This window comes from Pedobacter sp. GSP4 (genome assembly GCF_051857575.1).
Lineage (GTDB): Bacteria > Bacteroidota > Bacteroidia > Sphingobacteriales > Sphingobacteriaceae > Pedobacter.
Map to the genome: position 1 here is coordinate 445,943 of NZ_JBPZIR010000002.1, position 25,522 is coordinate 471,464.

20 protein-coding genes and 1 riboswitch are annotated in these 25,522 nt (G+C 38.3%); of the genes, 12 read left to right on the forward strand and 8 right to left on the reverse strand.

Annotated features, from left to right (window positions below; all coding sequences use genetic code 11):
* Positions 1-6 precede the first annotated feature (6 nt).
* Positions 7-199: riboswitch (cobalamin riboswitch) on the reverse strand.
* An 82-nt stretch (positions 200-281) separates the two neighbouring features.
* A complete protein-coding gene (locus ACS5PU_RS05405) occupies positions 282-1,529 on the forward strand; it encodes a serine hydrolase (protein ID WP_439458255.1) in 1,248 nt (415 codons plus the stop codon).
* Positions 1,530-1,643: 114 nt separating this feature from the next.
* Complete coding sequence (locus ACS5PU_RS05410; RefSeq protein ID WP_439458256.1) at positions 1,644-3,047, forward strand: sigma-54-dependent transcriptional regulator; 1,404 nt, start codon at positions 1,644-1,646, stop codon at positions 3,045-3,047.
* 134 nt (positions 3,048-3,181) lie between these two features.
* Here ACS5PU_RS05410 and ACS5PU_RS05415 read toward each other — a convergent pair whose 3' ends face one another.
* The 6 genes from ACS5PU_RS05415 to ACS5PU_RS05440 form a co-directional block, all read right to left on the reverse strand.
* A complete protein-coding gene (locus ACS5PU_RS05415; protein WP_439458257.1) occupies positions 3,182-4,972 on the reverse strand; it encodes a chloride channel protein in 1,791 nt (596 codons plus the stop codon).
* Between the two features lie 74 nt (positions 4,973-5,046).
* Positions 5,047-5,769, reverse strand: coding sequence for an RluA family pseudouridine synthase (locus tag ACS5PU_RS05420; protein ID WP_439458258.1), 723 nt, complete (start codon positions 5,767-5,769; stop codon positions 5,047-5,049).
* A 379-nt stretch (positions 5,770-6,148) separates the two neighbouring features.
* Positions 6,149-6,838 carry a response regulator transcription factor gene (locus tag ACS5PU_RS05425; protein WP_439458259.1) on the reverse strand — a complete coding sequence of 230 codons (690 nt, stop codon included), beginning with the start codon at positions 6,836-6,838 and terminating at the stop codon, positions 6,149-6,151.
* 103 nt (positions 6,839-6,941) lie between these two features.
* The gene (locus tag ACS5PU_RS05430) at positions 6,942-8,054 is read right to left on the reverse strand and encodes a redoxin domain-containing protein (RefSeq protein WP_439458260.1); all 1,113 of its coding nucleotides are present in this window, start codon (positions 8,052-8,054) and stop codon (positions 6,942-6,944) included.
* Complete coding sequence (gatB, locus tag ACS5PU_RS05435) at positions 8,054-9,517, reverse strand: Asp-tRNA(Asn)/Glu-tRNA(Gln) amidotransferase subunit GatB (RefSeq protein ID WP_439458261.1); 1,464 nt, start codon at positions 9,515-9,517, stop codon at positions 8,054-8,056. Before gatB ends, ACS5PU_RS05430 begins: the two co-directional genes overlap by 1 nt.
* Before the next feature lie 55 nt (positions 9,518-9,572).
* A complete protein-coding gene (locus tag ACS5PU_RS05440) occupies positions 9,573-10,760 on the reverse strand; it encodes an ATP-binding protein (protein ID WP_439458262.1) in 1,188 nt (395 codons plus the stop codon).
* Positions 10,761-10,926: 166 nt separating this feature from the next.
* Here ACS5PU_RS05440 and ACS5PU_RS05445 point away from each other — a divergent pair, with 166 nt between their 5' ends.
* From ACS5PU_RS05445 to ACS5PU_RS05455, 3 genes are all read left to right on the forward strand, one after another.
* On the forward strand, positions 10,927-11,511 hold the full coding sequence (locus tag ACS5PU_RS05445) for a hypothetical protein (protein ID WP_439458263.1): 585 nt from the start codon (positions 10,927-10,929) through the stop codon (positions 11,509-11,511).
* Positions 11,512-11,621: 110 nt separating this feature from the next.
* Positions 11,622-12,119: a hypothetical protein gene (locus ACS5PU_RS05450; protein WP_439458264.1), complete on the forward strand. Its 498-nt coding sequence runs from the start codon at positions 11,622-11,624 to the stop codon at positions 12,117-12,119.
* Positions 12,120-12,239: 120 nt separating this feature from the next.
* Positions 12,240-12,743: a hypothetical protein gene (locus ACS5PU_RS05455; protein WP_439458265.1), complete on the forward strand. Its 504-nt coding sequence runs from the start codon at positions 12,240-12,242 to the stop codon at positions 12,741-12,743.
* Positions 12,744-12,836: 93 nt separating this feature from the next.
* On the opposite strand, the gene alaS is transcribed toward ACS5PU_RS05455, so the two are convergent.
* Positions 12,837-15,503, reverse strand: coding sequence for an alanine--tRNA ligase (gene alaS, locus ACS5PU_RS05460; RefSeq protein ID WP_439458266.1), 2,667 nt, complete (start codon positions 15,501-15,503; stop codon positions 12,837-12,839).
* A gap of 116 nt (positions 15,504-15,619) precedes the next feature.
* Between alaS and ACS5PU_RS05465 the strand changes: the two genes are divergently transcribed.
* The 7 genes from ACS5PU_RS05465 (at position 15,620) to ACS5PU_RS05495 (ending at position 24,775) form a co-directional block, all read left to right on the forward strand.
* The gene (locus ACS5PU_RS05465; protein WP_439458267.1) at positions 15,620-15,955 is read left to right on the forward strand and encodes a MerR family transcriptional regulator; all 336 of its coding nucleotides are present in this window, start codon (positions 15,620-15,622) and stop codon (positions 15,953-15,955) included.
* Positions 15,956-16,115: 160 nt separating this feature from the next.
* On the forward strand, positions 16,116-16,916 hold the full coding sequence (locus ACS5PU_RS05470) for a hypothetical protein (protein ID WP_439458268.1): 801 nt from the start codon (positions 16,116-16,118) through the stop codon (positions 16,914-16,916).
* A gap of 22 nt (positions 16,917-16,938) precedes the next feature.
* Complete coding sequence (locus ACS5PU_RS05475; RefSeq protein WP_439458269.1) at positions 16,939-18,936, forward strand: helix-hairpin-helix domain-containing protein; 1,998 nt, start codon at positions 16,939-16,941, stop codon at positions 18,934-18,936.
* Between the two features lie 2 nt (positions 18,937-18,938).
* Entirely contained in the window at positions 18,939-21,026 is a 2,088-nt protein-coding gene (locus tag ACS5PU_RS05480) for a ComEC/Rec2 family competence protein (RefSeq protein WP_439458270.1), read from the forward strand.
* Position 21,027: 1 nt separating this feature from the next.
* Positions 21,028-21,804 carry an enoyl-CoA hydratase/isomerase family protein gene (locus ACS5PU_RS05485; RefSeq protein WP_439458271.1) on the forward strand — a complete coding sequence of 259 codons (777 nt, stop codon included), beginning with the start codon at positions 21,028-21,030 and terminating at the stop codon, positions 21,802-21,804.
* A gap of 22 nt (positions 21,805-21,826) precedes the next feature.
* A complete protein-coding gene (locus ACS5PU_RS05490) occupies positions 21,827-22,510 on the forward strand; it encodes a hypothetical protein (protein ID WP_439458272.1) in 684 nt (227 codons plus the stop codon).
* A 96-nt stretch (positions 22,511-22,606) separates the two neighbouring features.
* Positions 22,607-24,775 (forward strand): S9 family peptidase, encoded by a 2,169-nt coding sequence (locus ACS5PU_RS05495; protein ID WP_439458273.1) that lies wholly within the window; start codon positions 22,607-22,609, stop codon positions 24,773-24,775.
* A 33-nt stretch (positions 24,776-24,808) separates the two neighbouring features.
* On the opposite strand, the gene ACS5PU_RS05500 is transcribed toward ACS5PU_RS05495, so the two are convergent.
* A complete protein-coding gene (locus ACS5PU_RS05500) occupies positions 24,809-25,519 on the reverse strand; it encodes a DUF3307 domain-containing protein (protein ID WP_439458274.1) in 711 nt (236 codons plus the stop codon).
* Positions 25,520-25,522 lie beyond the last annotated feature (3 nt).

The window sequence follows — 25,522 nt, forward strand, 5'->3', positions numbered from 1 at the left end:
AAAGCTATGAAATATAATGCTGAGGCAGGTCTTCTGACTTACTCCCGGTTTCCGGCCTTCCCATCCCGACTAATCGGAACAGTGGCAGATTGATTGGAAATCCGTTAAGGAGCTTACAGCTGCGGGACAGTTACAGATTTACACTGTATTCCCTTTTAATCCCGATTTTCACCGGGAACCAAAAGCGATGCAAAAGTAGTAAAATTAAGCAATATGTAAAATGGATGATTGAAAAGGCTGCATATACCAGAAAAAGCTAAATTAGGGATCAAATTTCACACATGAGAAGAATTCTATTTTTTGCGTTACCCTTAGTCAGCTTATCCGCTATGGCCCAAAAAACCGATACCGTTTTTCTGAAAAAATTATTGGAAGCTAAACCCGGGCTGTTTTCATCCATATTAAACCATCCCGATAAAAACCAGGTACAGATTCTTTATACCCAAGTTAACCGCGATGCCAAGAACAGGCCTTCTTTTAAAACTTTCAGTTACAACTTAGATCCGCACCACTATTTTTATCCCGCCAGCACGGTTAAACTTGCCGCGGTAATTTTTGCTTTAGAAAAAGTAAACCAGTTAAAAAGTACCGGTTTAACTGTTAACAGTACCATGGTTACGGATAGTGCGTTTAAAGGACAGACTAAAGTTTTAAAAGACCCCACTGCCCAAAACGGGCTACCATCTATAGCGCATTACATTAAAAAGATTTTGCTTACTAGCGATAACGATGCCTTTAACCGCTTGTTCGAATTTATTGGCCGGGCAGAAATAAACGAAAAGCTAAAAGCAAATGGATTAAACGATAGCCGGATTTTAAACCGTTTGGCCATTGGCGATGCAGGAGAATCGGCAAGGTATACCAACCCGGTTAAATTTTATAATGACCAAAGCTTGGTTTACAGTCAGCCAGCCCAATATGATCCAAAAGATTACCCCCTAAGTTTAACCAACCTAAGCATGGGCAGAGGTTATATGGATAGTACCGATAAACTGGTAAACAAACCTTTTAGCCTAGCAGATAAAAATGCATTTGCCATAAATGATCAGCAGAAGCTGATGCAGAAACTCATATTCCCTGAAGCTTTTCCGGCTACAGAAAGGTTTAACCTTAGCGCGGATGATTATAAATTGATTTATACCTACATGAGCAAATACCCTACAGAATGCAGTTTCCCCCATTACGACGCTAAAGAATTTTGGCCAACCTATGCTAAAATGCTGTATTACGGAAGGGAAAATATTACGCCCGAGGCCAATATCAGAATCTTTAATAAATATGGCGACAGCTATGGATACATCATTGATAACAGTTATTTTGTGGATTTTAAGAACGGCATTGAGTATTTCTTAACTGCTGTTGTACAGAGCAATGAAGATGGAATTTTTAACGACAATAAATACGAGTATGATACGGTGTGTTTCCCATTTATGAAAAATTTAGGCAAAACCATTTACGAACTGGAGCTAAACCGCAACAAAAAGCACAAGCCTGATTTGAGTAAGTTTAAACTGGATTATACTTATTAATTAGTTAAAACCTTTATGCTGTTTAATAGTTTATAGGGTATTAATTGTACAAAAAACTATACATTAATTAAAAAATAATATATTCGCATTTCAAATCATAAGAATAAAGCGCTAATGGCTAAACTATTAATAATTGACGATGAACGAGCGATAAGAAGTACTCTACGCGAAATTCTGGAATACGAAAATTACGATGTTGAAGATATCGATAATGGTATTGATGGCCTCGAAATGATTAAAAAAGGCAACTACGATCTAGTGCTGTGCGATATCAAGATGAATAAGATGGATGGTATGGAAGTGCTTGAACAGGCACAGCTCATCAAACCCGACTTACCTTTTATTATGATATCCGGTCATGGTACGGTTGAAACAGCTATCGAAGCCAGCAAAAAAGGCGCATTCGATTTTATTTCTAAACCACCAGATTTAAACCGTTTATTAATTACCGTTAGAAATGGTTTAGACCGAGGCAACCTTGTTACCGAAACCAAAGTTTTAAAACGCAAAGCCAGTAAAACGCGCGAAATTTTAGGCGAATCAGAAAGTATTTCTAAAATTAAAGAAACCATAGAACGTGTAGCCCCTACAGAAGCCCGTGTATTGATTACCGGTGCAAATGGTAGTGGTAAAGAATTGGTAGCCCGCTGGTTACACGAAAAATCGAACCGTGCCGATAGTCCGCTAATTGAAGTAAACTGCGCCGCTATCCCATCCGAACTAATTGAAAGTGAATTGTTTGGCCACGAAAAAGGTTCATTTACTTCAGCCGTTAAACAGCGTATTGGTAAATTTGAATTGGCCAACGGCGGAACTTTATTTTTGGATGAAATTGGCGATATGAGCTTGTCTGCACAGGCAAAAGTGTTGCGTGCATTACAAGAGCATAAAATTTCGCGTGTGGGTGGAGAGAAGGAAATTGAAGTGAACGTGCGGGTTTTGGCAGCAACCAATAAAGATTTGTTAAAGGAAATTGAAGATGGCAACTTCCGTATGGATTTGTACCACCGTTTAAACGTAATCAATATCCATGTGCCCCATTTAACTGAGCGTACTGATGATATTCCTGTAATTGCACAAAACTTTTTAGAAAGTATCTGTAGCGATTACGGCATGCCGGTTAAGAAAATAAACGATGGTGGCATGTCTGCACTGCAGGCTTTACCTTGGACAGGTAATGTACGCGAACTGCACAATATGATTGAACGTTTAATTATTCTGAGCGATAAGATTATTACCGAAAATGATGTGCGCGCCTTTGCAAATCCAGGTGGTGGTACAAACATTGGCGCAGCAACCAGCGCGCAGATTGCCGGTTCGGGCGGTTCAGGCTTAAGCTCTTCATTTGACTCGTTTAATAATTTCCAGGATTACAAAGACCATGCAGAACGCGAGTTTATTAAGTTCAAACTGGAAAAAAACAATTGGAATGTTTCAAAAACAGCTGATGAAATTGATATCCAAAGAAGCCATTTATACAGTAAAATTGAGAAATTTGGCTTAAAGAGAGCCGAATAAAACTACATCTGACAGTTTTAATAACAAATCGTCATCTCGGTCCGATAGCTATCGGATGAAGTGCAGCGAAATGGAGAGATCTATGGACAGATAATTTCATAGATTTCTCCACTACGGTCGAAATGATGAATAGATTATCCCATGTAATCATTTTGCCGCATCAGCAATGCGCGGTATTTATTAAAAATTGCCGTTTTAGAAACAAAGCCTAAATATTGGTTCTGCGCATTTAAAACTGGTAAAACCCAAACATTATCCTGCTCCATTTTGGCTAAAACTGTTTTTAAATCGTCTTTTTCGGTAATGGTATTGGGTGCAGGTTTAACCAAATGTGCAGCCCGCAGGTTTTCTTTATCAGGACTGTTCATCATTTCGCTAAACAGCTCCTCAATATAAATAATCCCCTTAAAATCGCCAGTTTCATCAATTACGGCGCATATATTCTTTTGCGATTTCACAATTTCAGCCATTTTAACTGAAATCAGGTCATCCATATTCAATTGCGGATAGCTTTTTTCGATGAGGTATTTTAGCTTCATCTGGTTCAGCACCGTCGTATCCTTATCCTCATGAGATAGTAACTCCCCTTTATCGGCCAGTGCTTTGGTGTAAATAGAATGTTTTTGAGAGTTTCGGTTAATCGCATAAGAAATTGCAGTGGTAATCATCAGCGGAACCATCAAAATATATCCACCTGTAATTTCAGCAATCAGGAAAATTCCCGTGAGTGGTGCGTGCATAATTGCGCCTAGCGCAGCAGCCATGCCGGCCACAATAAAATTAGATACATTTAATTGTGCAATGCCGGATAGATTGACCACATAGGCAAAAATAAATCCAATTAATCCACCCATAATTAAACTGGGTGCAAAAGTTCCGCCATTTCCGCCCGCCCCCAAGGTAACCAACGTGGCTATTGATTTCATAAAAATGGTAACCACAGTAAATAAAACCACCAACGCGGGGATGCTATTGTAGTCGGCGAAAATACTGTTATTGATTACGGCATTATAATTGCCTTTTAATAAGCCTTTTATGGTTATGTAACCTTCTCCGTACAATGTTGGAAACAGAAAAACCAGTAAACCAAGCATTAAACCACCAATAACAACTTTAGTGTAAGGGTGTTTTATTTTATAAAATAAGCCTTTAATTGCATAATTGGCTTTGGTGAAGTATATGGAGAATAAGCCAATAAAACAGGCTAAAATTACATAGTAAAAAAGCGCATTTACCTTCCATCCTTCTGTAACCAGAAAGAAAAGCTGTTGTGTATAGAACAACCTGGCCACTACAGCTGCGGTTGCTGCTGATAGCAAAAGTGGAATAAATGCCGGTATGGTAAACTCGGGCAACAGGATTTCGATAGCGAAAACAATACCCGCTACCGGGCTATTAAATGCACCGGCAATACCTGCTGCGGCACCACAGGCCACCAGCATGGTAATTTCTCGGTATGATAAACCTAAAATGCGCCCCAGGTTAGAACCGATTGATGAACCGCTGGTTACAATTGGCGCTTCTAATCCCGTAGATCCGCCAAAGCCTACCGTAATGGCTGCGGTAATTATCTGCGAATAAATATTATGTGCTTCTACCTTGCTCGATTTTTTAGAAATGGCATAAAGCAATGGTGTTAGGCCGGTTTCGAACTTAGTTTTTCGGATAAAGTATTTGATGTACAAAACCGTTAAAAAGATCCCGATCATCGGAAAAACAAAATACAGGTAGTATTTATATTTCCAGTGCCAGTCTGATTGAAGAAATTCTTCGATGTGGTGGGTTAAACTTTTTAAAGCTGCTGCAGCCAGCCCGGCCAAAACCCCTACTATAACGGCAAGGATAATTAAGAAATTACGGTTTGATATTTTAGATTTTCGGTATTGGTTAATTTGATCAAGGTAATTTACAAATCTGATGTACATTCTATTGTTTTTTAATAGAGGGCGTTAAGCCAAAAGTAGTAAAAACAACAGTAGCAGCCAACCAAATGACTTAATTAAGCATCAAATTTATCCAATAACTTAATCAGTGTTGCAAAATCTTTCGGATATGGCGCATCAATCACAATGTCTTTATCATCTAAACCCTTAAAAACCAAGTGTCTGGCGTGGAGTGCAAAACGTTTCATAATAGGCTGTTCTTCTTCTCCTTTGGTTAATTTATAACCTCTCTTAATTGAAGAAAGAAAAACGGGTTTTCCTTTGTACATTTCATCGCCAACAATGGCTGCTCTTTGTGTAGCCAGGTGGATACGGATTTGGTGCATGCGCCCCGTTATCGGTTTACACTCTACCAAAGTATAATGTTTGTAGTATTTTAAGGAATCGAAAATCGTTTCAGCTCTTTTGCCCTCGGCCCTATCAATGGTTACATTTTTATTGCCATCGTTCAGGATCGGTAAATCGACCATCAGCTGATCGAAAATAACATGCCCATCCACCACCGCATGGTAAGTTTTATTTACTTTACGCCTCTCAAACTGCATTGAAGCATGACGGTAACCCTCAGGGTTTTTCGCAATAATTAAAGCACCCGAAGTTTCCTTATCTAAACGGTGACAAACCTGCGCATCATCGCTATACTGTTTAGCAAGGCGTAACACATTGGTTTCACCAGATCCGCCACGTTCATCGAGTGAGGCCAGAAATGGTGGTTTGTTGATTACGATAAAATCGTTGTCTTCGAAAAGAATAAGGTCTTTAAAATTTGGAAACTTCAAACTGCGCTGTAATTAATGAAGTGCAAAAATACGATTTTATTTTTTTAAGGCAGTCGTCACCCTAAATTTATTTCAGGGGTCTAATGAACAGTTCGAGTAAGCCTACTTTAAACTAAAGTATTCCACGCATTTTGTCATCATGAGCGGTTATTTATGATATAAAAAATATTATTGACAAAAAGGTTTCCCTCTCAAACTCTCCTAATTTAACGTCATTTCGAGCAGAGCGCAGCGAAGTCGAGAAATCTGTCTCAAGATAGATCTCTCCGCTGCACTACCGATATAAAATCGGTACAAGTTGCGTTTCGCTCGAGATGACGGGTATAAAAAAAGCCGCCCAAATTTACATTTGGACGGCTACTATTTTATTTTAATTAATTTAAGAAAGCTCGAATTTATAGCCCACTCCTTTTACGGTAGAAACATAAGTTTCGCCTAATTTTTCGCGCAGTTTACGGATGTGAACGTCAATAGTTCTATTGGTTACCACTACCGAATCTTCCCAGATATTTTTAAGAATTGATTCGCGGGTATAAACCTTTCCCGGTTTTGAAGCCAATAAATACAACAGCTCGAATTCTTTTTTAGCCAGCACCACTTTGCTACCGGCCTGAAAAACCAGATAAGCTTCGCGGTCTATTACTAAATCTCCAATTTCTAATTTGTTCTCTGATACTTCTTCAGTACCTGCATTTCTTCTTAAAATGGCATTAATACGGCTTACAAGTGCCCTAGGTTTGATCGGTTTGGCGATATAATCATCAGCACCAACATTAAAACCTGCAATTTCTGAATATTCTTCACTTCTAGCGGTTAAGAATACCATAAAAGTATTTTTAAATTCAGGTATGGCACGCATTAAACGGCACGCCTCAATTCCATCCATTTTAGGCATCATAATATCCAGGATAATTAAATCTGGATGAACCTTTTTTGCAACAGTAATTCCTTCCTGGCCATTGTTGGCTGTAAAAACCTGATAGCCTTCTTTTTTTAAGTTATATTCAATCAGTTCCAGAATATCTGGTTCATCATCAACAATTAATATTTTCTGACCTGCGTTGTTCATAGTTAAATATTTGTTACGAAAGTACTGTCTATGATGCAATATTTAGTTAAGCCTAAGTTAAGAAATTGTTAATTACTTAAATTAGTTTAACATGGAATTTGTTTTAACGTAACGTTTTAGCTAAAAAGGCGTCAAGCTCGTCGCCACGCAGGTTTTTAGCTGCAATTTTACCCGTTGGATCGATCAGGTACGATGTTGGAATAGCCTGCACCTGATATTTTCTGACCGTTTCGCCATTAAAATCTTTCAATTCAGAAACATGTGTCCACATTAATCCATCCGCTTTAACTGCGCCCAGCCATGCCGCTTTATCCGTGTCTAAAGAAATGCCGATAATATCAAAGTTCTTAGTTTTATACTTGTTATATACCTTAACTACATTTGGGTTTTCCTGACGGCAGGGCTGACACCATGAGGCCCAAAAATCAACCAGTACATATTTTCCTTTATAACTGGCTAAACTTACAGGTTTTCCATCGGAAGTATTAATTGTAAATTCTGGTGCTATCTGGCCAACCTGTACAGCTTTTAAAAGTGCCATCTGCTTTACAAAGGTATCGACAGTGGCATTACCTTTAATTTCTTCTTTAACTTCATCCGCAAACTTTACCAGTTCTGATTCAAATTCCTGCGGACTTAACGTATTCATTGCATAGAAACTGGCAAGCGTTCCTTTATTATCCTTTGCAAATTTTATAATCTGGCTGTTTAACTGGTTAATGTACGATTCGTACTGTGGCCTAAGTGATTCTAAAATAGCCGATCTATCCTGAGGCTGTTTTTCTACCTTGGCTTCTAGCTCAGCCTGTAGTTTTTCTGCCTGTTTGGCAAAATTATTCCTGATGGCATTTAACTCCGATAACTTATCAACCTCGTTTGCACCAGAAATTTTATAAGCCATGGTTTTATCGGCCAAATCTGCCTCCAGTTTTATTTCATCACCATTTTTTGCAATCAGCATAAATTCATGGTTTCCAACAGAAACCCTAAAGAAATCAACCGATGGTGTTTTACGCACAAATTTAAATTCACCTTTTTCTGATAGATTGGTAGAATCGATAGCCACCATATTGCTGCTCTGCATGCCATACAAAAACACTTTCTTCTCTGTTCCAGGGTTTTTGAAAGTTCCGTCTATCGTAAAGCTATCTTTTGGTTTACATGCGGTGAAAGCCATTGCAATCAGCACGATTATGCTCAGTTGTTTTATTCTCATTATTTCAGTTTTTCAAGGATTAATTCATTTAATTTTTTTGCATCGGCTTTACCTTTGGCCAGTTTCATTACATCGCCAACAAATAAGCCTAAAACGCCTTTTTTACCTTTTTTATATGCATCTACCTGTTGAGGGTATTTATTTAACACTTCATCAATAAAACCACCCAACTCTGCTCCATTATCGGTAATTAAAAGATTTAAAGCTTGGGCAAGCTCAGCAATACTTTTGCTTTTTTCGGTTTCGGCAGCCGGCAACAATTGCTGTGTGGCAATTTGCTGGGTAATTTTTTTATCATCTACCAGATTAATGGCCTCAGCCAGGTGGGCTGGAGTAATCTTATAATCGGCTATCGCAATTCCCTTTTCGTTTAAAATAGCCCTCACCGGACCAATTAGCCAATTGATTAAACTCTTTTTCGTATTTACGACTGGCAGTGCCTGATTAAAATAAGCCAACAGGTCCAGATCTTCGGCAAATAGCGCAGCGTCAGCTTTGCTGATCCCAAATTCAGTGATCATTTGTTTAGAGATTTCATTCGGCAAGGCAGGCATTGCTGATTTTATCTTGGCCAGCCAGCTATCAGAAATCTGTATAGGCTGCAGATCAGGATCTGCAAAATAACGGTAATCGTTTGCTTCTTCTTTGGTACGCATTGGTGATGTGGTACCTTTATCTGCATCGAAATTAAGGGTGCTCTGAATAATTTTTCCTCCGCCTGTAATTACCTCAACTTGTCGACCAAATTCAAAGTCCATTGCCCTGCGCACATTGCGCATAGAGTTTAGATTTTTAACCTCGCACCTTGTTCCAAACTCGGATGTACCCTGCGGGCGGATAGATATGTTCGCATCACAACGCAAACTCCCCTCTTCCATGTTCCCGTCGCTTACATTTAAATGCCTAACCAGCTTTCTGATTTCGCTCAATAAAACTGATGCTTCTTCTGAACTACGGATATCTGGTTCGGTTACAATTTCAATCAAAGGAACACCCGCCCGGTTTAAATCAACCAGCGAATAGTTATCATCCTGATCGTGGATACTTTTACCTGCGTCTTCCTCTAAATGGATGCGGTTGATGCCGATTTTCTTTGTAGAACCGTTACTAAGCTGAATTTCCAAATATCCATTTACACAGATAGGCTGATTATCCTGCGTAATCTGATATCCTTTGGGTAGATCGGCATAAAAATAATTTTTGCGATCAAAATGGTTAATCTGGTTGATGCTACAGTTTAAAGCAAGCCCTATGCGGATTGCTTTTGCTACCACTTCTTTGTTTAACTTGGGCAAAGCACCCGGTAAAGCCAACGAAACGGCAGATATATTTTGATTAGGCAAAGCCCCGAAAGATGCACTATCAGCTGAAAATATTTTAGTGTTTGTATTTAACTGAACGTGTATTTCCAGTCCTGAAACGAGTTCGAACGATGATTGGGGGCTTTTTTCTTGTAAAGGCATTTAAAACTTTGTGTGTTAAAATTGTACGCAAATATAGTTATTATTTAGTCTTTCGTTAAAAAAGGCTTGATGGAGAAATTTTTAAAAATTCCTGCCATGGCAATCCTCCTGCGCCTACCAAAAGTACCTTGTCTGGCTTGTACATCTTGCTAAAAGCAGCCATGCCCGATGTTCTGCTAACCGAGCCTGTGCTTTTAACTTCCAAACCGATTATTTTGCCCCTTTTTTCTAAAATAAAATCGACCTCATCATTTCTATGTCGCCAGTAAAATACTTTGTAGCCCTCTACAAAAGATGAATTTAACAGATGTGCGCCAATTGAAGATTCGACCATTCTGCCCCATTCTGCCGGTTGCCTTTTTATCTCTTCAAAAAACTCATTTCGCTGAGCACTTACCAGCGCATTGTTGTGTACCTGGAATTTTGGACTGGATGAACGTTTACGGATCACATCTGCAGCAAATTTTTCTATTCCTCCCAATAATCCTGCTGTATTCAAAAGTTCTAGGTAATGAGATAATGTCGTAGTGTTACCGGCATCAGAGAGCTGACCTAATATCTTGTTAAAAGAGAGGATCTGCCCCGAATACAAACAGCCTAACTCGAATAAACGTTTCATCAGTGCAGGCTTATCTACACGGGTAAGCATTAAAATATCTTTTGAAATACTGGTTTCTATCAAAGCATTCGAAACATAGTTTTTCCAGCGTTCTTCATCATTAATTAAACTTGCTGAACCGGGATAACCACCAAACCACACATATTGCTCTGCGGTAAGGCCGAAAGCATCTTCCATCTCTGTAAAACTCCAATGCCCTAAATAGGTTAATTCAAAACGGCCAGCTAACGATTCGGTTAAACCCTGTTGGATTAATAACCTGTAGGAACCCAATAAGATAACCTTTATGTTTACACCATTACGATTGTCTTCATCCCACAAACGTTTAACGATTTCACTCCAATTATCAATTTTCTGAATTTCATCTATCACCAAAAGGTATTCATCTACCTTCATTTCGTTCAGCAGCCATCGGGTATTGTTCCAAACCTGTTCAATCCAAACCCTATCCGATGCAGCTACAGCATCAGCTGATTCGAATACATAAGGTATGGTAACTTTTTGTACCAGCTGGCCAATTAACGTAGTCTTACCAATCTGCCTCGGCCCAACAAGTACCTGAATAAACCTTTTTGGCTCATTTATAACAGATATAACCTTCTGTAATTCAGATCTTTCATACATAATTTACAATTTACTCAATTATCTGAGTAAATTTACTCAATAAAATGAGTAATAGAAATTTTAGTTAAAGAATGTTAAATGCAGTAATTCAAATTAAACGCTGTATGCAGGCCATGGTCTATCTCAGTAATTACACACACACAAGAAACCTTTAATTAAAAACATTATGAAAAAGTTAGTTTTATTTGCTGCAGTTCTGATGGTTTCATTATTCAGCATCGACCATGCGAAAGCCCAGGTTAACCTAAATATCAATATCGGATCTCAACCGGTTTGGGGTCCTACAGGCTATGACCATGTAGATTATTATTATTTCCCCGACATTGACGCGTACTATTATGTTCCAACTGGCCAATATATTTACGCCAATGGTGGCCGTTGGGTTTGGGTTAGTAGCCTGCCAGCCCAGTATCGCAATTTTGATTTATACAGCGCATATAAAGTTGTGATAAACGAGCCAAGACCTTATTTGAGAAACAACATCTATGTTACCAAATACAGCAGGTACAAAAACTACAATGGCCGTCAAACCATTATTAGGGATAGCCGCGACACTAAATATTATGTAGTAAAAGGGCATCCCAATTATAACCAAAAAAGTACAAAAAAAGTGGTAGTGGTGCATAATCAAACCAACAATAGACCAACAAGAATACAAGTGAATACAAATAGACAGGTTCAAAATAATAAAGGAGGAAATAACCGCCCAGAAAGAGATAACGGACAAAACCGAGGCAATGGCCGTCATTAAAACGAATATTTTTTAGTGAAAGAGGGAGTGCTGAAAAGTACTCCTTTTTGTTTTAAATACCTTTTGGCACGTGGTTTGAAACTAGGCCGTAAACATACAAATTAACAACTATGAAAAGATTATTTTTAATTGCTGCAGTAATGATGGTTTCATTGCTAAGCATGCCGGCCAAGGCACAGTTAAATGTAAATGTGAATATCGGTTCGCAGCCACTGTGGGGCCCGGTAGGTTACGACCATGTAGATTATTATTACCTCCCGGATGTAGAAAGCTACTATTACGTACCTCAAAGGCAATTTGTTTACCTAAACGGAAATGATTGGGTGTTTGCCAATAACTTACCCAGCCGATATGGCAATTATGATTTATACAACGGTTATAAAGTTGTGATCAATTCGCCCAAGCCCTATTTGAATTTCAAGAACGATAAAGTAAAATATGCAAAATTTAAAGGCAACAAAGGCCAGGTAATTATTAGGGATAGCCGCGACAGCAAATATTATGTAGTGAAAGGACATCCACATGGTATGCCTCCAGGACAGGCCAAGAAGATTTACGGAAAGGGAAATAACGGAAAAGGCCATGGAAATGGTAAAGGAAAGCACTAATTTATACGGTAATTTAAAAAAGGAGTTTCGGAAGGAGCTCCTTTTTTTATATCTCTGTTACAATAGTTTTTTTGGCACAGCGTTTGAATTAGCGAAGTACACACAAATAAATAGATTATTATGAAAAAGTTATTTATCATTTCCGCGATTTTAGGTATCGTGGCTTTAACCTCTAATCAATCTAACGCTCAAGTAAGTATTAATGTAAACATTGGCGCGCAGCCAGCTTGGGTTCCGGTAGGATATCAAAACGTTAATTACTACTACCTACCAGAAGTTCAATCGTATTATTATGTTCCGCAAAGGCAATTTGTTTATCTAAGTGGAAACAGATGGACCAGATCGAGGTATTTACCCGCAAGATATAGAGGCTATAATTTACACCACGGCCGAAAAGTTGTAGTTTATGGAAACAGCCCATACCGCAGTTACAATACACACAGGGTAAGATATTCAAATCACAGCAATTATTACCGCACCTCATATGGAGGCGGAAACAGAATAAGATACAATGCACCAAGAAACAACTATAGGGTTTATAGAGGAGATAGCAGGCACCATGATAGAAATGTAAATGCGAGTTTATTTTCTCGCGGTCACAGAGAAAAACATGGTAGACATTAAAAATAAAAAAGAGGCTTTAGGGCCTCTTTTTTATTTATATAATTTTTATCCTCTCCTTTTTCATATTGGAGCGGATTCCATTTTAGAAATGATTTAGTGATGCGGAATAAAGCTTTCTGCTTTTTCTAACACAACCTTTAAGCCTGCCGGATTTTTACCTCCTGCTGTAGCATAAAAAGGCTGACCACCTCCGCCACCCTGGATTTCTTTACCTAGTTCGCGAACAATGTTCGATGCATTTAATCCTTTTTTAACCAGGTGATCGGCAAGCATTACCGTAATTCCAGGTTTGCCATCAATTTCTGTAGTGAAAACCAAAAATAGGTTATCTATCATGTCCTTCAACGAGAAAGCCAGGTTTTTAACCGCTTCTGCACTTGGCAGGTCGATATGTTTAGCAATTAAATTAATGCCGTTTATGCCCCTAACGTGATGAACGATCTCATGTTTTAAAGTGCTTACGCGTTCTAGAGTCGATTTTTCGATTTCTTTTTTCAACTTAGCATTTTCATCCAGCAAGGCCTGTACAGCAGCAGAAAGATCTTTGCTTCCATTTAATAATGTTTTTAAATGGCCAAGTTCTTTTCTTTGATCTAAAAAATACTGCTCAGCTTTATCTGCCGTTATGGCTTCAATACGCCTAACACCTGCTGCAACAGCGCTTTCCGAAACAATTTTAAAAGAACCGATCTGGCCTGTAGCTTTTACGTGCGTACCGCCACAAAGCTCTTTAGAAAAATGATCATCAAAGGTAATCATGCGTACAAAATCGCCATATTTTTCGCCAAATAAAGCAGTTACACCACTTTCAATAGCATCTTGATAAGGAACATTTCTCTGTTCTTTTAATTTAATATTCTGACGGATTTTTTGATTCACAATCACTTCAATCTGCGCCAGTTCGTCGTCGGTTACTTTGGCAAAATGCGAAAAATCAAAACGTAAATAATCAGCATTTACCAAAGAGCCTTTTTGGTTTACATGCTGACCCAACACCTGTTTAAGCGCAGCGTGCAATAAATGCGTTGCCGAGTGGTTATCTTCGGTTAAAATACGTTTATCTTCATCTACAACAGCCCAAAATTTACCTTCCAGATTATCTGGCAATATATCGGTAAAATGAACCGTGAGGCCGTTTTCTTTTTTAGTATCGGTAATATCAACCCAAAACTGGCGGCTATGGTCTTCTAAACGCCCCGTATCTCCTACCTGACCACCACTTTCTGCATAAAATGGGGTTTGACGCAGCACAATTTGGTATTGCTCCTTGCCTTTGGCCTTAACTTTACGGTATTTTAAAATTTCAGTTTCAACTTCTAAATCATCATAGCCTACAAATTCACTTTGATCATCAGCATTTACCACGATCCAATCTCCTGTATCAATGGCAGTTGCAGCACGTGAACGATTTTTTTGTTCTTCGAGAGCTTTATTGAAACCTTCAATTTCAACACCTTGAAGTTTATTTTCTCGAACAATTAGTTCAGTTAAATCGATTGGAAAACCATCAGTATCATGTAATAAAAAAGCAAAATAGCCAGGTAGTTTCGTTTTGTAAAAACCATCCTCATCTTTAGCGCCTTCAATATCTGTTTTTAAATCGAAAATATATTTGTCTAATTTTTGAATTCCATTAGCTAACGTTCTCAAAAACGAAACTTCCTCTTCTAAAACTACTTTCTGAACAAAATCCTGCTGCGAAATCAGTTCATCGAAAACACCTTTAAACTGCTCGGCCAATAAAGGAACCAGCTGATTTAAAAACGGTTCTTTAAAGTTTAAGAAGGTATAAGCATAACGGACTGCGCGGCGTAAGATTCTACGGATCACATAACCTGCTTTATTGTTTGATGGCAACTGACCATCGGCAATTACAAAAGAAATGGCACGGATATGATCGGCCATTACGCGCATGGCGATATCTGTTTTTTCATCTGTACCGTATTCAACTCCTGCTTTTTCAGCTATAAACTGAATCATCGGCTGAAAAACATCTGTATCGTAGTTTGAAGTTTTTTCTTGTAAAACACGTACCAAACGCTCAAATCCCATTCCGGTATCCACATGTTTGGCAGGTAAACTTTGCAATGAACCATCTTTTAAGCGGTTAAACTGCATAAATACATTGTTCCAGATTTCAATAACCTGCGGATGATCGGCGTTTACCAGTGTAGCCCCGTCAACTAATGCTTTTTCTTCGTCGGTACGGCAATCTACATGTATTTCGGAACAGGGTCCACACGGTCCGGTATCGCCCATTTCCCAAAAATTATCTTTTTTATTTCCTGGTAAAATATGGCTTTCGTCTACATATTGCTTCCAAAGGTCGTAAGCTTCCTGGTCTTTCTCTAAACCTTCTTTTTCATCACCTTCAAAATAGGTAACATATAATTTCTCTTTAGGGATTTTATACACCTCGGTTAGCAGCTCCCAGCTCCAGGCAATAGCTTCTTTTTTAAAATAATCACCAAAACTCCAATTGCCCAGCATTTCGAACATGGTATGGTGATAAGTATCGATACCAACCTCTTCCAGATCGTTGTGTTTTCCAGAAACGCGCAAACAGCGCTGCGTATCCGCAACACGGGTATATTTGATTGCGGCCTCTCCTAAAAACAGATCTTTAAATTGGTTCATACCCGCATTGGTAAACATTAAAGTTGGGTCGTTTTTAACTACGATCGGTGCGGAAGGAACAACATGATGTTGTTTCGATTCAAAAAAACTAAGGAATGCCTGTCTAATCTCTTTTGCTGTCATTTCAATATTATTGGAGGGAACAAAATTAAAATTTTATTGCGTTATTAAGGAAAAATCGCCCTACATTTGAAGACTTTAATTAATCGATATAATACACTCATAATCAAGCACAAAATATGCCGTATAAAGAAAGAGACATTAATAAAATGTATTATACTATGGGCGAAGTGACTGAAATGTTTAATGTAAACGCATCACAGATCCGTTTTTACGAAAAAGAATTCGATATCCTTCAACCTAAGAAAAACAAAAAAGGCAACCGTCTTTTCACGCCAGAAGATATAGAAAACCTAAAAATTATTTTCAACCTGGTAGATGAGAAAGGCTTTACTTTAAAAGGTGCCAAAGATTACCTAAAGAACAATAAAACAGGTGTTAAAGAGAATCAAAAGATTATCGATTCTTTAGAAAAGTTAAAAGGTTTTTTGGTAAATCTCGCCCAGGAACTGTAGTTCATTCTAATTTTTATAGTCAAAATACAATACCTCTTCAGGCAAACTACCTTCGAGTAGAATTAAAATTACATTATAAGTAGTTTTATCGGGAAATATTTATATATTCGTCTCAACAAATACAATCACCCTATTTTTTTTAACTGGTTAACGCTTGCTTATGAAAATATGGTATTTATTATTGATTGTGTTTTTTCCTTATTACGCATTGGCCCAAAACAGCTTGGGGCCTCGTTTAAGTGCTATTGGAAACAATGGTGCAGCTGTACCCGATCTCTGGGCTTTACAGGCAAATCCATCAGGGATAACTGGCATTGAACGGCCAACATTTTCGTTAAATTACATTAAACATCTATTTAGCAATGAGCTTAGTACGCAGGCATTTGCAGCAGTTGTACCGTTGAGCAGGAATTATTTAGGCGCAAGTTTTCAACGTTATGGGTTTAGCGAATACAGCGAAAGTAAAATAGGATTCGCCTATGCCAAAAAGTTCGGAAACAAGCTTTCTGCAGCCATTAATGCGAATTACCACCAGCTAAAAATTTCCGATTACGGGGCTTCTACAGGTTTTTCTATTGATGTAGGTTTAATGTACCGTTTAAACGATCAGTTTACATGTGGGGCTTTTGTTGGCAATCCATCCAAACAAAAATTCGATCATACAGCCGCACTGGTGCAAATTGCTACGTCTTTTAACGCAGGACTAAGTTACCAGCCATCAAATAAACTGCTGCTGGCTACATCGGTTAGAAAAACACTACATCAAGCCTTTGATGTTAGCTTGGGTGTCGATTATAAAATAGTCAATTTATTGAGCATAAGAGGTGGTTTAAGTGCTGTACCCTTTAAACAATATGCTGGTTTTGGGTTGAATTATAAAAAATTTATACTAGATATGGCCACCAGCTTCGATGCCAATCTGGGTTATGCACCACAAATTGCAATTGGTTATGCGTTTTAGTGCTTTAATATTGCTTTTTGTAATGATGGGATTCATTGCAAATGCACAGTCAACCGAGCAAGAGCCAGATATCAGGGATATTTTGGAAAGTGTGGCCGAAAACCTTCCTGACGATTATGATGTAACCGAATTAATTGATGTACTGGTCCGTTACCGCAAACATCCGATTAATTTGAACAATACCACCGTAGAAGAACTGAAGAGCCTGGTCTTTCTATCGCCATTGCAGATCAGCAATTTTTTTGCCTATACCAAAGAAAATGGCGAGCTGATTGATGTACTCGAGTTGCAAAGTATTGACGGGTTTGATGCGAAGACTATTCAAAACCTAATGTATTTTGTTGCCGTAAATACAACAACTGCTTATCAAAAATTTAAGCTTCGCAACACCTTCAAACTGGGCGAAAATGATTTATTAATGCGCTATGGCCAAACCATAGAAAAGCAGAAAGGCTTTACAGATTTGCCAGGCAACCGTTATTTAGGCTCACCAGAACGGTTTCAGATGCGTTATAGGTATCAGTATGATCAGATTTTGTCGGCAGCCATAACATTTGATAAAGATGCAGGGGAAAAATTTATAGGCAAACCATTCGATTTCTATTCTGGCAACATTGCCCTTTTAAAATTAGGCAGGGTTAAAAAACTGGTTGTTGGCGATTATACCTTACAATTTGGACAGGGCTTAACCTTATGGTCCGGATTTTCATTTGGCAAAGGTCCTGATGTAACCAGTGTTGCCAAAAAAGATCTCGGCTTAAGGCCTTATACCTCAACCAATGAGTACTCTTTTTTTAGGGGTGCATCGGCTACAATCAATATTTACAAACACATCGATATTACCCCATTTATATCTTTTAGGAAACTCGATGCCAGTCAAGAACTAAATGCAGCGGGTGATTTGGTTCAAAGCACCATCAATCAAACCGGCTTGCACAGAACGCCCTCAGAAATTAGGAATAAAAATGCATTGAGCCAAAGGGTTTATGGCGCAACCATTCAATATTCCAAAAACGAACTGGGAGTAGGCGCTATTGCCTATCAAAGTAATTATGGTCGTGATTTTGTCCCCCAGGCACCCGCTTACGATCAATTCAGTTTTGCTGGCCGCAAACTGACCAACTTAGGACTGTTTTATAATTATACCTTTAAAAACACCTATTTTTATGGAGAGGCAGGCAAAAGCATAAATAGTGGTTCGGCTTTCATTAATGGCATGTTGATTAGTTTATTGCCCACAGTTTCTGCCGCCATTACCTATCGAAACTACAGTAAAAACTACCATAATTTTTTTAACCAATCAATAGCAGAATCTACCGAGGCTGTAAATGAAAAAGGATTGTATGCTGGTTTAAATATCAACCCCAACAAAACCTGGTCCTTTTCTTTTTATGGCGACTATTTTCGTTTTCCATGGTTAAAGTTCCGTGTAGATGCGCCATCAAAGGGCTATGAAATTTTAGGTCAGGCAGTATATTCTCCAACCAAAACCTTCAAAATCTTAGCCCGTTTTAAAACTGAAAACAAACAACAGAATACAGATCTTGATGTTCCCATTAACTTTTTAGAAGATGTACAAAAAGATGGTTTTCGGGTGGAGCTCCGCTGGCAGTTAAACAAAAATTGGGACTTCCAAAACCGGGCAGAAATATCACGTTATCAAAAAGGTAATGCCAACCAAGAATTTGGTTATCTGGTTTATCAGGATATCAATTATTCGCCAATGTTCTCTAAAATTACGGGTAATGTACGTTTAGCCTATTTTAATACCGCCAGTTATAACAGCCGGATTTACGCCTATGAGGATGACGTTCTATACAGTTTTGCCTTTGGTATGTACAGCGGAAAAGGCTTTAGAACCTACTTGAATCTAAAATATAACCTGGCCAAAAAGTTGAATATCTGGCTAAGGTATGCCATGTTTGTTTACCGGGATACAGAAACTGTTGGAACCTATCTGGATGAAATTAAGGGTAATAAAAAATCGGATGCTAAAATCCAGATCCGCTATCAATTTTAAGCATGTTTAAGGCAGAATATGTTTTTGTAAGGATTTTGTTTCCGTTCTTGACAGGTATTGGGCTCGCTTATTTCTTTCCTTCAACAGGATGCAGGCAGCTGGTTGGATCAATCTTGATTTTAACGGTTCTACTGGTGATATTGATCAACATCAGCTATAAAAAATTTAACCTATACCGCTACAAAGGCTGCACTGGTGCATTACTCATATTCCTTTTTTTCAATTTCGGGGCCTTTATATGCCTATTAAATTTCGAAAATATAAACCAAAGCTATTTTTGCAACAGCCAGTATACGCATTTAAAAGTTTCGATAAACGACGAACCCCAGCAAACACACAAAATATTACGTTTCAAGGCAAAAGTAATTTCAGGATATAAAAAACAGCTTCAGTTTAAGTCATCAGGGCAATTGTTAATTTCCTTAGTGCTGGACAGCTTAAATCCAATAAAGCTGAAATATGGCGACGAGCTTATTATACCAGCTCAATACAATGAAATAGAACCACCGTATAATCCGGGCGAATTTAATTTTAAGTCATGGCTGTCCAACCAGAATATTTATCAGCAAGCCTTTACAGATCAGCAGCATATTATTGCAACCCACACCAACAATGGCAACTGGCTAGTTAAACAGGCATTACTGCAAAGGGAAAAGCAGGTAAAAAAGTTTAGAAAACTGATTAAAAATGATGAAGCCTTTGCAGTGGCTGCAACATTGATATTGGGTTACAGGGCCGATTTAAGTACAGAAACTTTATCTGCATATGCCGATACAGGAACATTGCATGCGCTATCTGTTTCGGGAGCGCACGTAGCCATTGTATACGTAGTTTTAGATTTTCTATTCATTTTTCTAAACAGAAGACTGAGGCTAAAGGTGATTAAACTGGTTCTGATCTGCACCTTAGTTTGGGGCTATGCACTGATAACCGGCTTATCGCCATCGGTGGTACGTGCAGTGATCATGATCAGCGTTTTTATTATTGCCAAAACCTTATCCAAAAACACCAATAATTACAATATCCTCGCCTTCTCGGCTTTTTGTCAGCTGATTTATAATCCATTTATGATCTGGGATGTGGGGTTCCAACTCTCCTATCTTGCTGTTTTTGGCTTAATTTATCTTCAGCCAAAAATTTACAACCTGCTCTACATGGAGCACAAATGGTTGGACAAACTGTGGAATTTCATCGCCATGTCTTTAGCCGCACAGGTAGTTACTTTTCCTTTAAGTATTTATTATTTTCATCAATTTCCCCTTTATTTCTTGCTGGCCAACCTGTTTATTTCGATACCCTTAATATTGATGATGTATTTGGGGATTGCGGTACTGTTTCCGCCGTTCTATTTTTTAGCATCAATTTTCGAATGGGTAATCAATTTCACCAATGCTGTTTTAAAATGGATTGCCCATCTTCCATATGCAACTTTTTCGGCCATTTGGATCAATCTGCCCGAATTTATACTGCTAAGTTTGGCACTGGCCACATGTATTTATGGATTGGCCAATTGGAGTAAACGATTTATATTTTCATCTATCTTACTTTTTATTGTGTACCAGATTTTTGTGCTTTGCGATGACCTTTCTGCACACCACCAACGCCGTATTATTTTTTTTTCGTTGAGAAAGAATTATGCAACAGCTTTTATCGATGGTAAAGAAGCCATTCTTGTTACCGATTTAAATGTTACTGATAAAAGTTACGGTTTCTTTATCAAACCGGCGCTGATGCAAATGCAGATTGATAAAACCCACATTATAGCCCTAAGAAATGATACCTTGATCGGAAATTTCATTCAAAAGGACCATCAGATCGTTTTTTGCGGTTATAATATTTTTCTGATCGACAGTTCTCTAAATTATAAAAGGCTGAAAGGAAAAGGAGATTTTGAAACGATTTGGATTACAGGCCATACCAGATTTGATTTAAATCATATACAGCCAACAATTAAATATAAAACTGTATTGATAGACGCGACCAATAAAGCTTATAAGACCAAGATTTTAAAAGAAACTGCACATAATAATGGTAAAGCTGTATATGTTTTAAAGAAAAATAAAGCATATTTGGTACAACTAAGCCCGTAATATGGAAAATCTGGTTTTATATGATGTTGCCGAAAGAATTGCAACGATAACCATCAACCGACCTGAAAAAAGCAATGCCTTAAACCCCGATCTCATTGCTGAGTTAACTGCTACGTTCATAAAAGCATCTGAAGATGACCTGGTTAAAGTAGTTGTATTAAAGGCCAACGGCAGTTCATTTAGTGCCGGTGCGGATTTAGCCTATCTCCAACAGCTACAATATAATAGTTTTGAAGAAAATATTGCTGACTCCAATAACCTTAAAAAGCTTTTTACTACCATTTATTACCTGCCTAAAGTTGTTATTGCGCAGGTAGAAGGACACGCCATTGCAGGCGGCTGTGGTTTGGCTACCATATGCGATATCGTTTTTGCTACACCTGAAAGCAGTTTTGGCTATACCGAGGTTAAAATAGGCTTCGTTCCGGCCATTGTTTCCTGCTTTTTAAAACAGAAGGTTAGTGAAACCGTTGCCAAAGAAATTTTATTGACCGGTAAAACCTTTCCGGCAGAGCAGGCACTGAAATATAATTTGATAAATTTTGTAACAAATTCATCAGATATCCATCAAAAAGTACAAGAATTTGCATTAAGTTTGTGTAACGGCAGTTCAGGAAATTCATTAATGATTACCAAGCAGCTCATTACCCAAACAAATAACCCCCTATTAGAGAAAAGCCTGGAAACTGCTGTACAGATCAATGCAAGGGTTAGGGAAAGCGAAGACTTTAAAAAGGGGATTGCTTCATTTTTGAAAAAAGAAAAAATTAAATGGTAATAAACTAAACTGAAATAAAAACATGTTCAAATCAATCAAAACAAGCGTTGTAGCTTTAATCTTAGTAAGTAGTGCTGTAATTGCTCATGCACAAAAGAAAATTGCCGAAGGTACACTTACCTATGGCTTGGAGTACAAATTAACTGAAGAGCAAAAATCTGCAATGGCCGGACAAGAACCACCTGCAGAGCTGAAAGTTAAATTTAACAATGGTTTAACCAAAATTGAAATTGAACAAGGCCCTGCTTTAATCGGGATTGTATCTGACAACAATGAAAAAACCGGTTTACTTTTAATTGATGTGCCAATTGCCCAAAAACAGTTTGCCGTAAAACAATCAAAAGAAGACATCGAAAAAGCAATGGGTGCTATTCCTAAATATTCTGATTTCAAAGCAAGCGGCGAAAAACAGACCATTGGTGGATTTAGCGCTGAGAAATATACTTTTAAAGATGATAAAGGTGCAGCACACGAGCTTTGGGCTACAAAAGATGTAGAGCTGCCTAACGTAGGTTCGCAAAATTATTTCCCAGGCTTAACTGCTTTCCCTGTAAAATATACCTTGGTTCAAAGAGGTATTGAAACTACTACAACATTAAAATCAGTTGTTGAAGGCAAAGTGGGTGTAATTTCTAAAGAAGTACCAACTGGATATGAAGTGGTTACTATGGAAGATTTAGCCAAGATGCAGGGCGGTGGTGAATAATTAACCTATTTCTGATAATTAATGGCTTTTTAACTGCCGGCTTTTTATTTAAATTAGCCCGAAAGTTAAAAAGCTTTTTTTATGACCTAACTTTATATGATTAAAAAACTATTACTAAGATTATCAGTTACATGCCTTACCTTATGTGCATTAATTGATGCAAATGCCCAAGGGATCAACTGGGCAAAGGATGGAAACTCCTATTACCAGAATGCTAGCGGCGAAATTGTTTCGATAACACTTCCTAAAAACGAACGCAAAACCATTATTTCAAGAGCGCTTTTAACCCCTGCTGGGCAAAGCGATGCCATAGCCGTAAGAAGCTTCCAGTTATCAGATGATGGTACCAAGGCACTGATTTATACCAATAGCAAAAAAGTTTGGCGCTACGATACCCGTGGCGATTATTGGTTGGCAGATTTAACGGCCAACAAGATCACCCAGATCGGGAAAGACAAACCTGTTTCCTCTTTAATGTTTGCCAAACTTTCGCCCGATGGCAGTAAAGTAGCTTATGTAAGCAAACACAACCTGTATGTAGAAAACATCGACGGAACCGGCAGTAAAGCATTAACTACCGATGGTACTGACAGGATGATTAATGGTACTTTTGACTGGGTATATGAAGAAGAATTCGATTGCCGCGACGGTTTTAGATGGAGTCCTGATGGAAAATCTATCGCTTACTGGCAAATTGATGCCACTAAGATCAAAAACTTTTTAATGATCAACAATACCGATTCGATTTACCCTTATACTATCCCTGTTGAATATCCTAAAGTTGGCGAAAATCCATCGGCCTGCAAAGTTGGGGTTGTTGATGTAAATACTGCAAAAACAAACTGGTTAAATGTACCTGGAGATAACATACAGCACTATATTCCACGTATGCAATGGGTACCAAACAGCAACGAAATTATTTTGCAGCAGCTTAACCGCGAGCAAAACGAAAGTATCGTATTTATCTGCGACGCTAGCACAGGCACTGCAAAAGCAATTTATACCGAAAAAGCAAAGGCCTGGATTGATGCTCAGGATGAGTGGAAATGGTTAAATGACAACAAAGAATTCACCATTGTATCTGATAAAGATGGCTGGAACCATATTTACAGGATCAGCAGAGATGGAAAAAAAGAAACCTTGGTTACCAAAGGCAATTATGATGTGATTGATGTGAAGTTGATCGATGTGAAAAACAACGTAGTTTACTTTCTCGCTTCACCTACCAATGCTACCCAGAAATATCTTTTTAAAACCAAGTTAGATGGTAAGGGCAAATTAGAGCAGGTAACGCCATCTGTACTGCCGGGCACGCATAGCTACGATATTTCTCCAAACGCGGCTTTTGCACGCCATTCTTACAACAGTTCTATTGTTAGGCCAATTTCTGAGTGGATGAACTTCACAACCGGTAACCCGTTTACGATGGACGGCAGTATCACCACACAGCTTTCTAAGCAGGAAGCACAGAAAAATAAGGTAGAATTTTTTAAGGTAACTACCGAAGATGGTATTGAAATGGATGGCTGGATGAAAAAACCGGATAACTTCAATCCTTCTAAAAAATATCCTGTTGTTTTTTATGTTTACGGCGAGCCTGCCTCTCCTACCGCTTCGGATACCTATGGTGCCGGGAGAAACTTCTTATATGCCGGCGATATGGCTAAAGATGGCTATATCTACATTTCGATGGATAACAGAGGTGCACCAGTACCAAAAGGAAGTGCCTGGCGCAAAAGCATTTATAAAAATATTGGTGTACTCAATATCCGCGATCAGGCCATGGCGGCCAAAAAACTATTGGCTACCAACGCTTTTATGGATAAAGACCGTGTTGCTGTTTGGGGCTGGAGCGGTGGTGGTTCATCTACCCTGAATTTAATGTTCCAATACCCTGAAATTTATAAAACCGGCATTGCCATTGCAGCGGTTGGCAATCAATTAACCTACGATAACATTTATCAGGAACGTTATATGGGCACCCCATTTCCAAGCAAAGAGGCTTACGTTAAAGGATCGCCTGTTACCCATGCCAAAAACTTAAAAGGTAACCTGTTGTACATTCATGGCACCGGCGATGATAATGTGCATTACCAGAATGCTGAAATGCTGATTAACGAATTAATCAAGAACAAAAAGGTTTTCCAGTTAATGAGCTATCCAAACCGTACACACAGTATATCTGAAGGTGAAGGAACCAGCGAGCACCTATCCTTAACTTATACCAAATTCTTAAAAGAAAACTGCCCTCCGGGAGCAAGATAGAAAATTTGAAAAGCAGCTCTAGGGCTGCTTTTTTTATACGATAAACATTTGCACGAGCATAGCCGTTACAATGGCTATCCCAAAACTTAACAGGGTTCCTATCAATACATATTCTGTGAGTTTAAGGTCGTGGGCCTCCTTTAAATCGCCAAACCTGAATATCGATTTAGCTGCGAGTAAAAACCCAACGGCTTCAAAATGGTTGGTTAGTATAAATACAAAAATCAATACCCGTTCTAATATGCCAATGTATTTTCCAGCATTCTGCAAAGATTTAGGACTATCTGGCTGGTTATCCGGAAGCCATTTAGCTATAATTACGCGCATGGTAATTGAGGTGGGCATGGTTAAAAAAAGTACTCCCGAAATTAAAAACCAGGTTTTCGTTTCACTTAAAAAACTGATATCTAAATTTCCTTTATAAAAAAGATGCCACACCCCCACTATGGATATAAAATGAAGCCCCTGATCTATAAAAAACAATAATCGCGCATTCTTTCTGTTCTGGAACAACAGCTTTAACGCATCAATTATCAAATGAAATACCCCTATCAATAAAGCCGTTTTCCAAACATCGAAGCTTAAAAAAATAACAAATATCAGCACAATATGTATCGCCACATGAAGGTAAAGCTTTGGCGAGCTGAGTTTTTTTGCTTCTTTCTCTTTAACCCAGGCATTGGGCTGCAAAAAGAAATCTCCAATTAAATGGGCAACAATTAGCTTGATTAGGTAGATATCCATTAT

Coding starts and splice junctions, on each gene's coding strand:
- ACS5PU_RS05405 (WP_439458255.1), top strand. CDS start 282: ATGAGAAGAATTCTATTTTTTGCGTTACCCTTAGTCAGCTTATCCGCT.
- ACS5PU_RS05410 (WP_439458256.1), top strand. CDS start 1,644: ATGGCTAAACTATTAATAATTGACGATGAACGAGCGATAAGAAGTACT.
- ACS5PU_RS05415 (WP_439458257.1), bottom strand. CDS start 4,972: ATGTACATCAGATTTGTAAATTACCTTGATCAAATTAACCAATACCGA.
- ACS5PU_RS05425 (WP_439458259.1), bottom strand. CDS start 6,838: ATGAACAACGCAGGTCAGAAAATATTAATTGTTGATGATGAACCAGAT.
- ACS5PU_RS05430 (WP_439458260.1), bottom strand. CDS start 8,054: ATGAGAATAAAACAACTGAGCATAATCGTGCTGATTGCAATGGCTTTC.
- gatB (WP_439458261.1), bottom strand. CDS start 9,517: ATGCCTTTACAAGAAAAAAGCCCCCAATCATCGTTCGAACTCGTTTCA.
- ACS5PU_RS05440 (WP_439458262.1), bottom strand. CDS start 10,760: ATGTATGAAAGATCTGAATTACAGAAGGTTATATCTGTTATAAATGAG.
- ACS5PU_RS05445 (WP_439458263.1), top strand. CDS start 10,927: ATGAAAAAGTTAGTTTTATTTGCTGCAGTTCTGATGGTTTCATTATTC.
- ACS5PU_RS05450 (WP_439458264.1), top strand. CDS start 11,622: ATGAAAAGATTATTTTTAATTGCTGCAGTAATGATGGTTTCATTGCTA.
- ACS5PU_RS05455 (WP_439458265.1), top strand. CDS start 12,240: ATGAAAAAGTTATTTATCATTTCCGCGATTTTAGGTATCGTGGCTTTA.
- alaS (WP_439458266.1), bottom strand. CDS start 15,503: ATGACAGCAAAAGAGATTAGACAGGCATTCCTTAGTTTTTTTGAATCG.
- ACS5PU_RS05465 (WP_439458267.1), top strand. CDS start 15,620: ATGCCGTATAAAGAAAGAGACATTAATAAAATGTATTATACTATGGGC.
- ACS5PU_RS05470 (WP_439458268.1), top strand. CDS start 16,116: ATGAAAATATGGTATTTATTATTGATTGTGTTTTTTCCTTATTACGCA.
- ACS5PU_RS05475 (WP_439458269.1), top strand. CDS start 16,939: ATGATGGGATTCATTGCAAATGCACAGTCAACCGAGCAAGAGCCAGAT.
- ACS5PU_RS05480 (WP_439458270.1), top strand. CDS start 18,939: ATGTTTAAGGCAGAATATGTTTTTGTAAGGATTTTGTTTCCGTTCTTG.
- ACS5PU_RS05485 (WP_439458271.1), top strand. CDS start 21,028: ATGGAAAATCTGGTTTTATATGATGTTGCCGAAAGAATTGCAACGATA.
- ACS5PU_RS05490 (WP_439458272.1), top strand. CDS start 21,827: ATGTTCAAATCAATCAAAACAAGCGTTGTAGCTTTAATCTTAGTAAGT.
- ACS5PU_RS05495 (WP_439458273.1), top strand. CDS start 22,607: ATGATTAAAAAACTATTACTAAGATTATCAGTTACATGCCTTACCTTA.
- ACS5PU_RS05500 (WP_439458274.1), bottom strand. CDS start 25,519: ATGGATATCTACCTAATCAAGCTAATTGTTGCCCATTTAATTGGAGAT.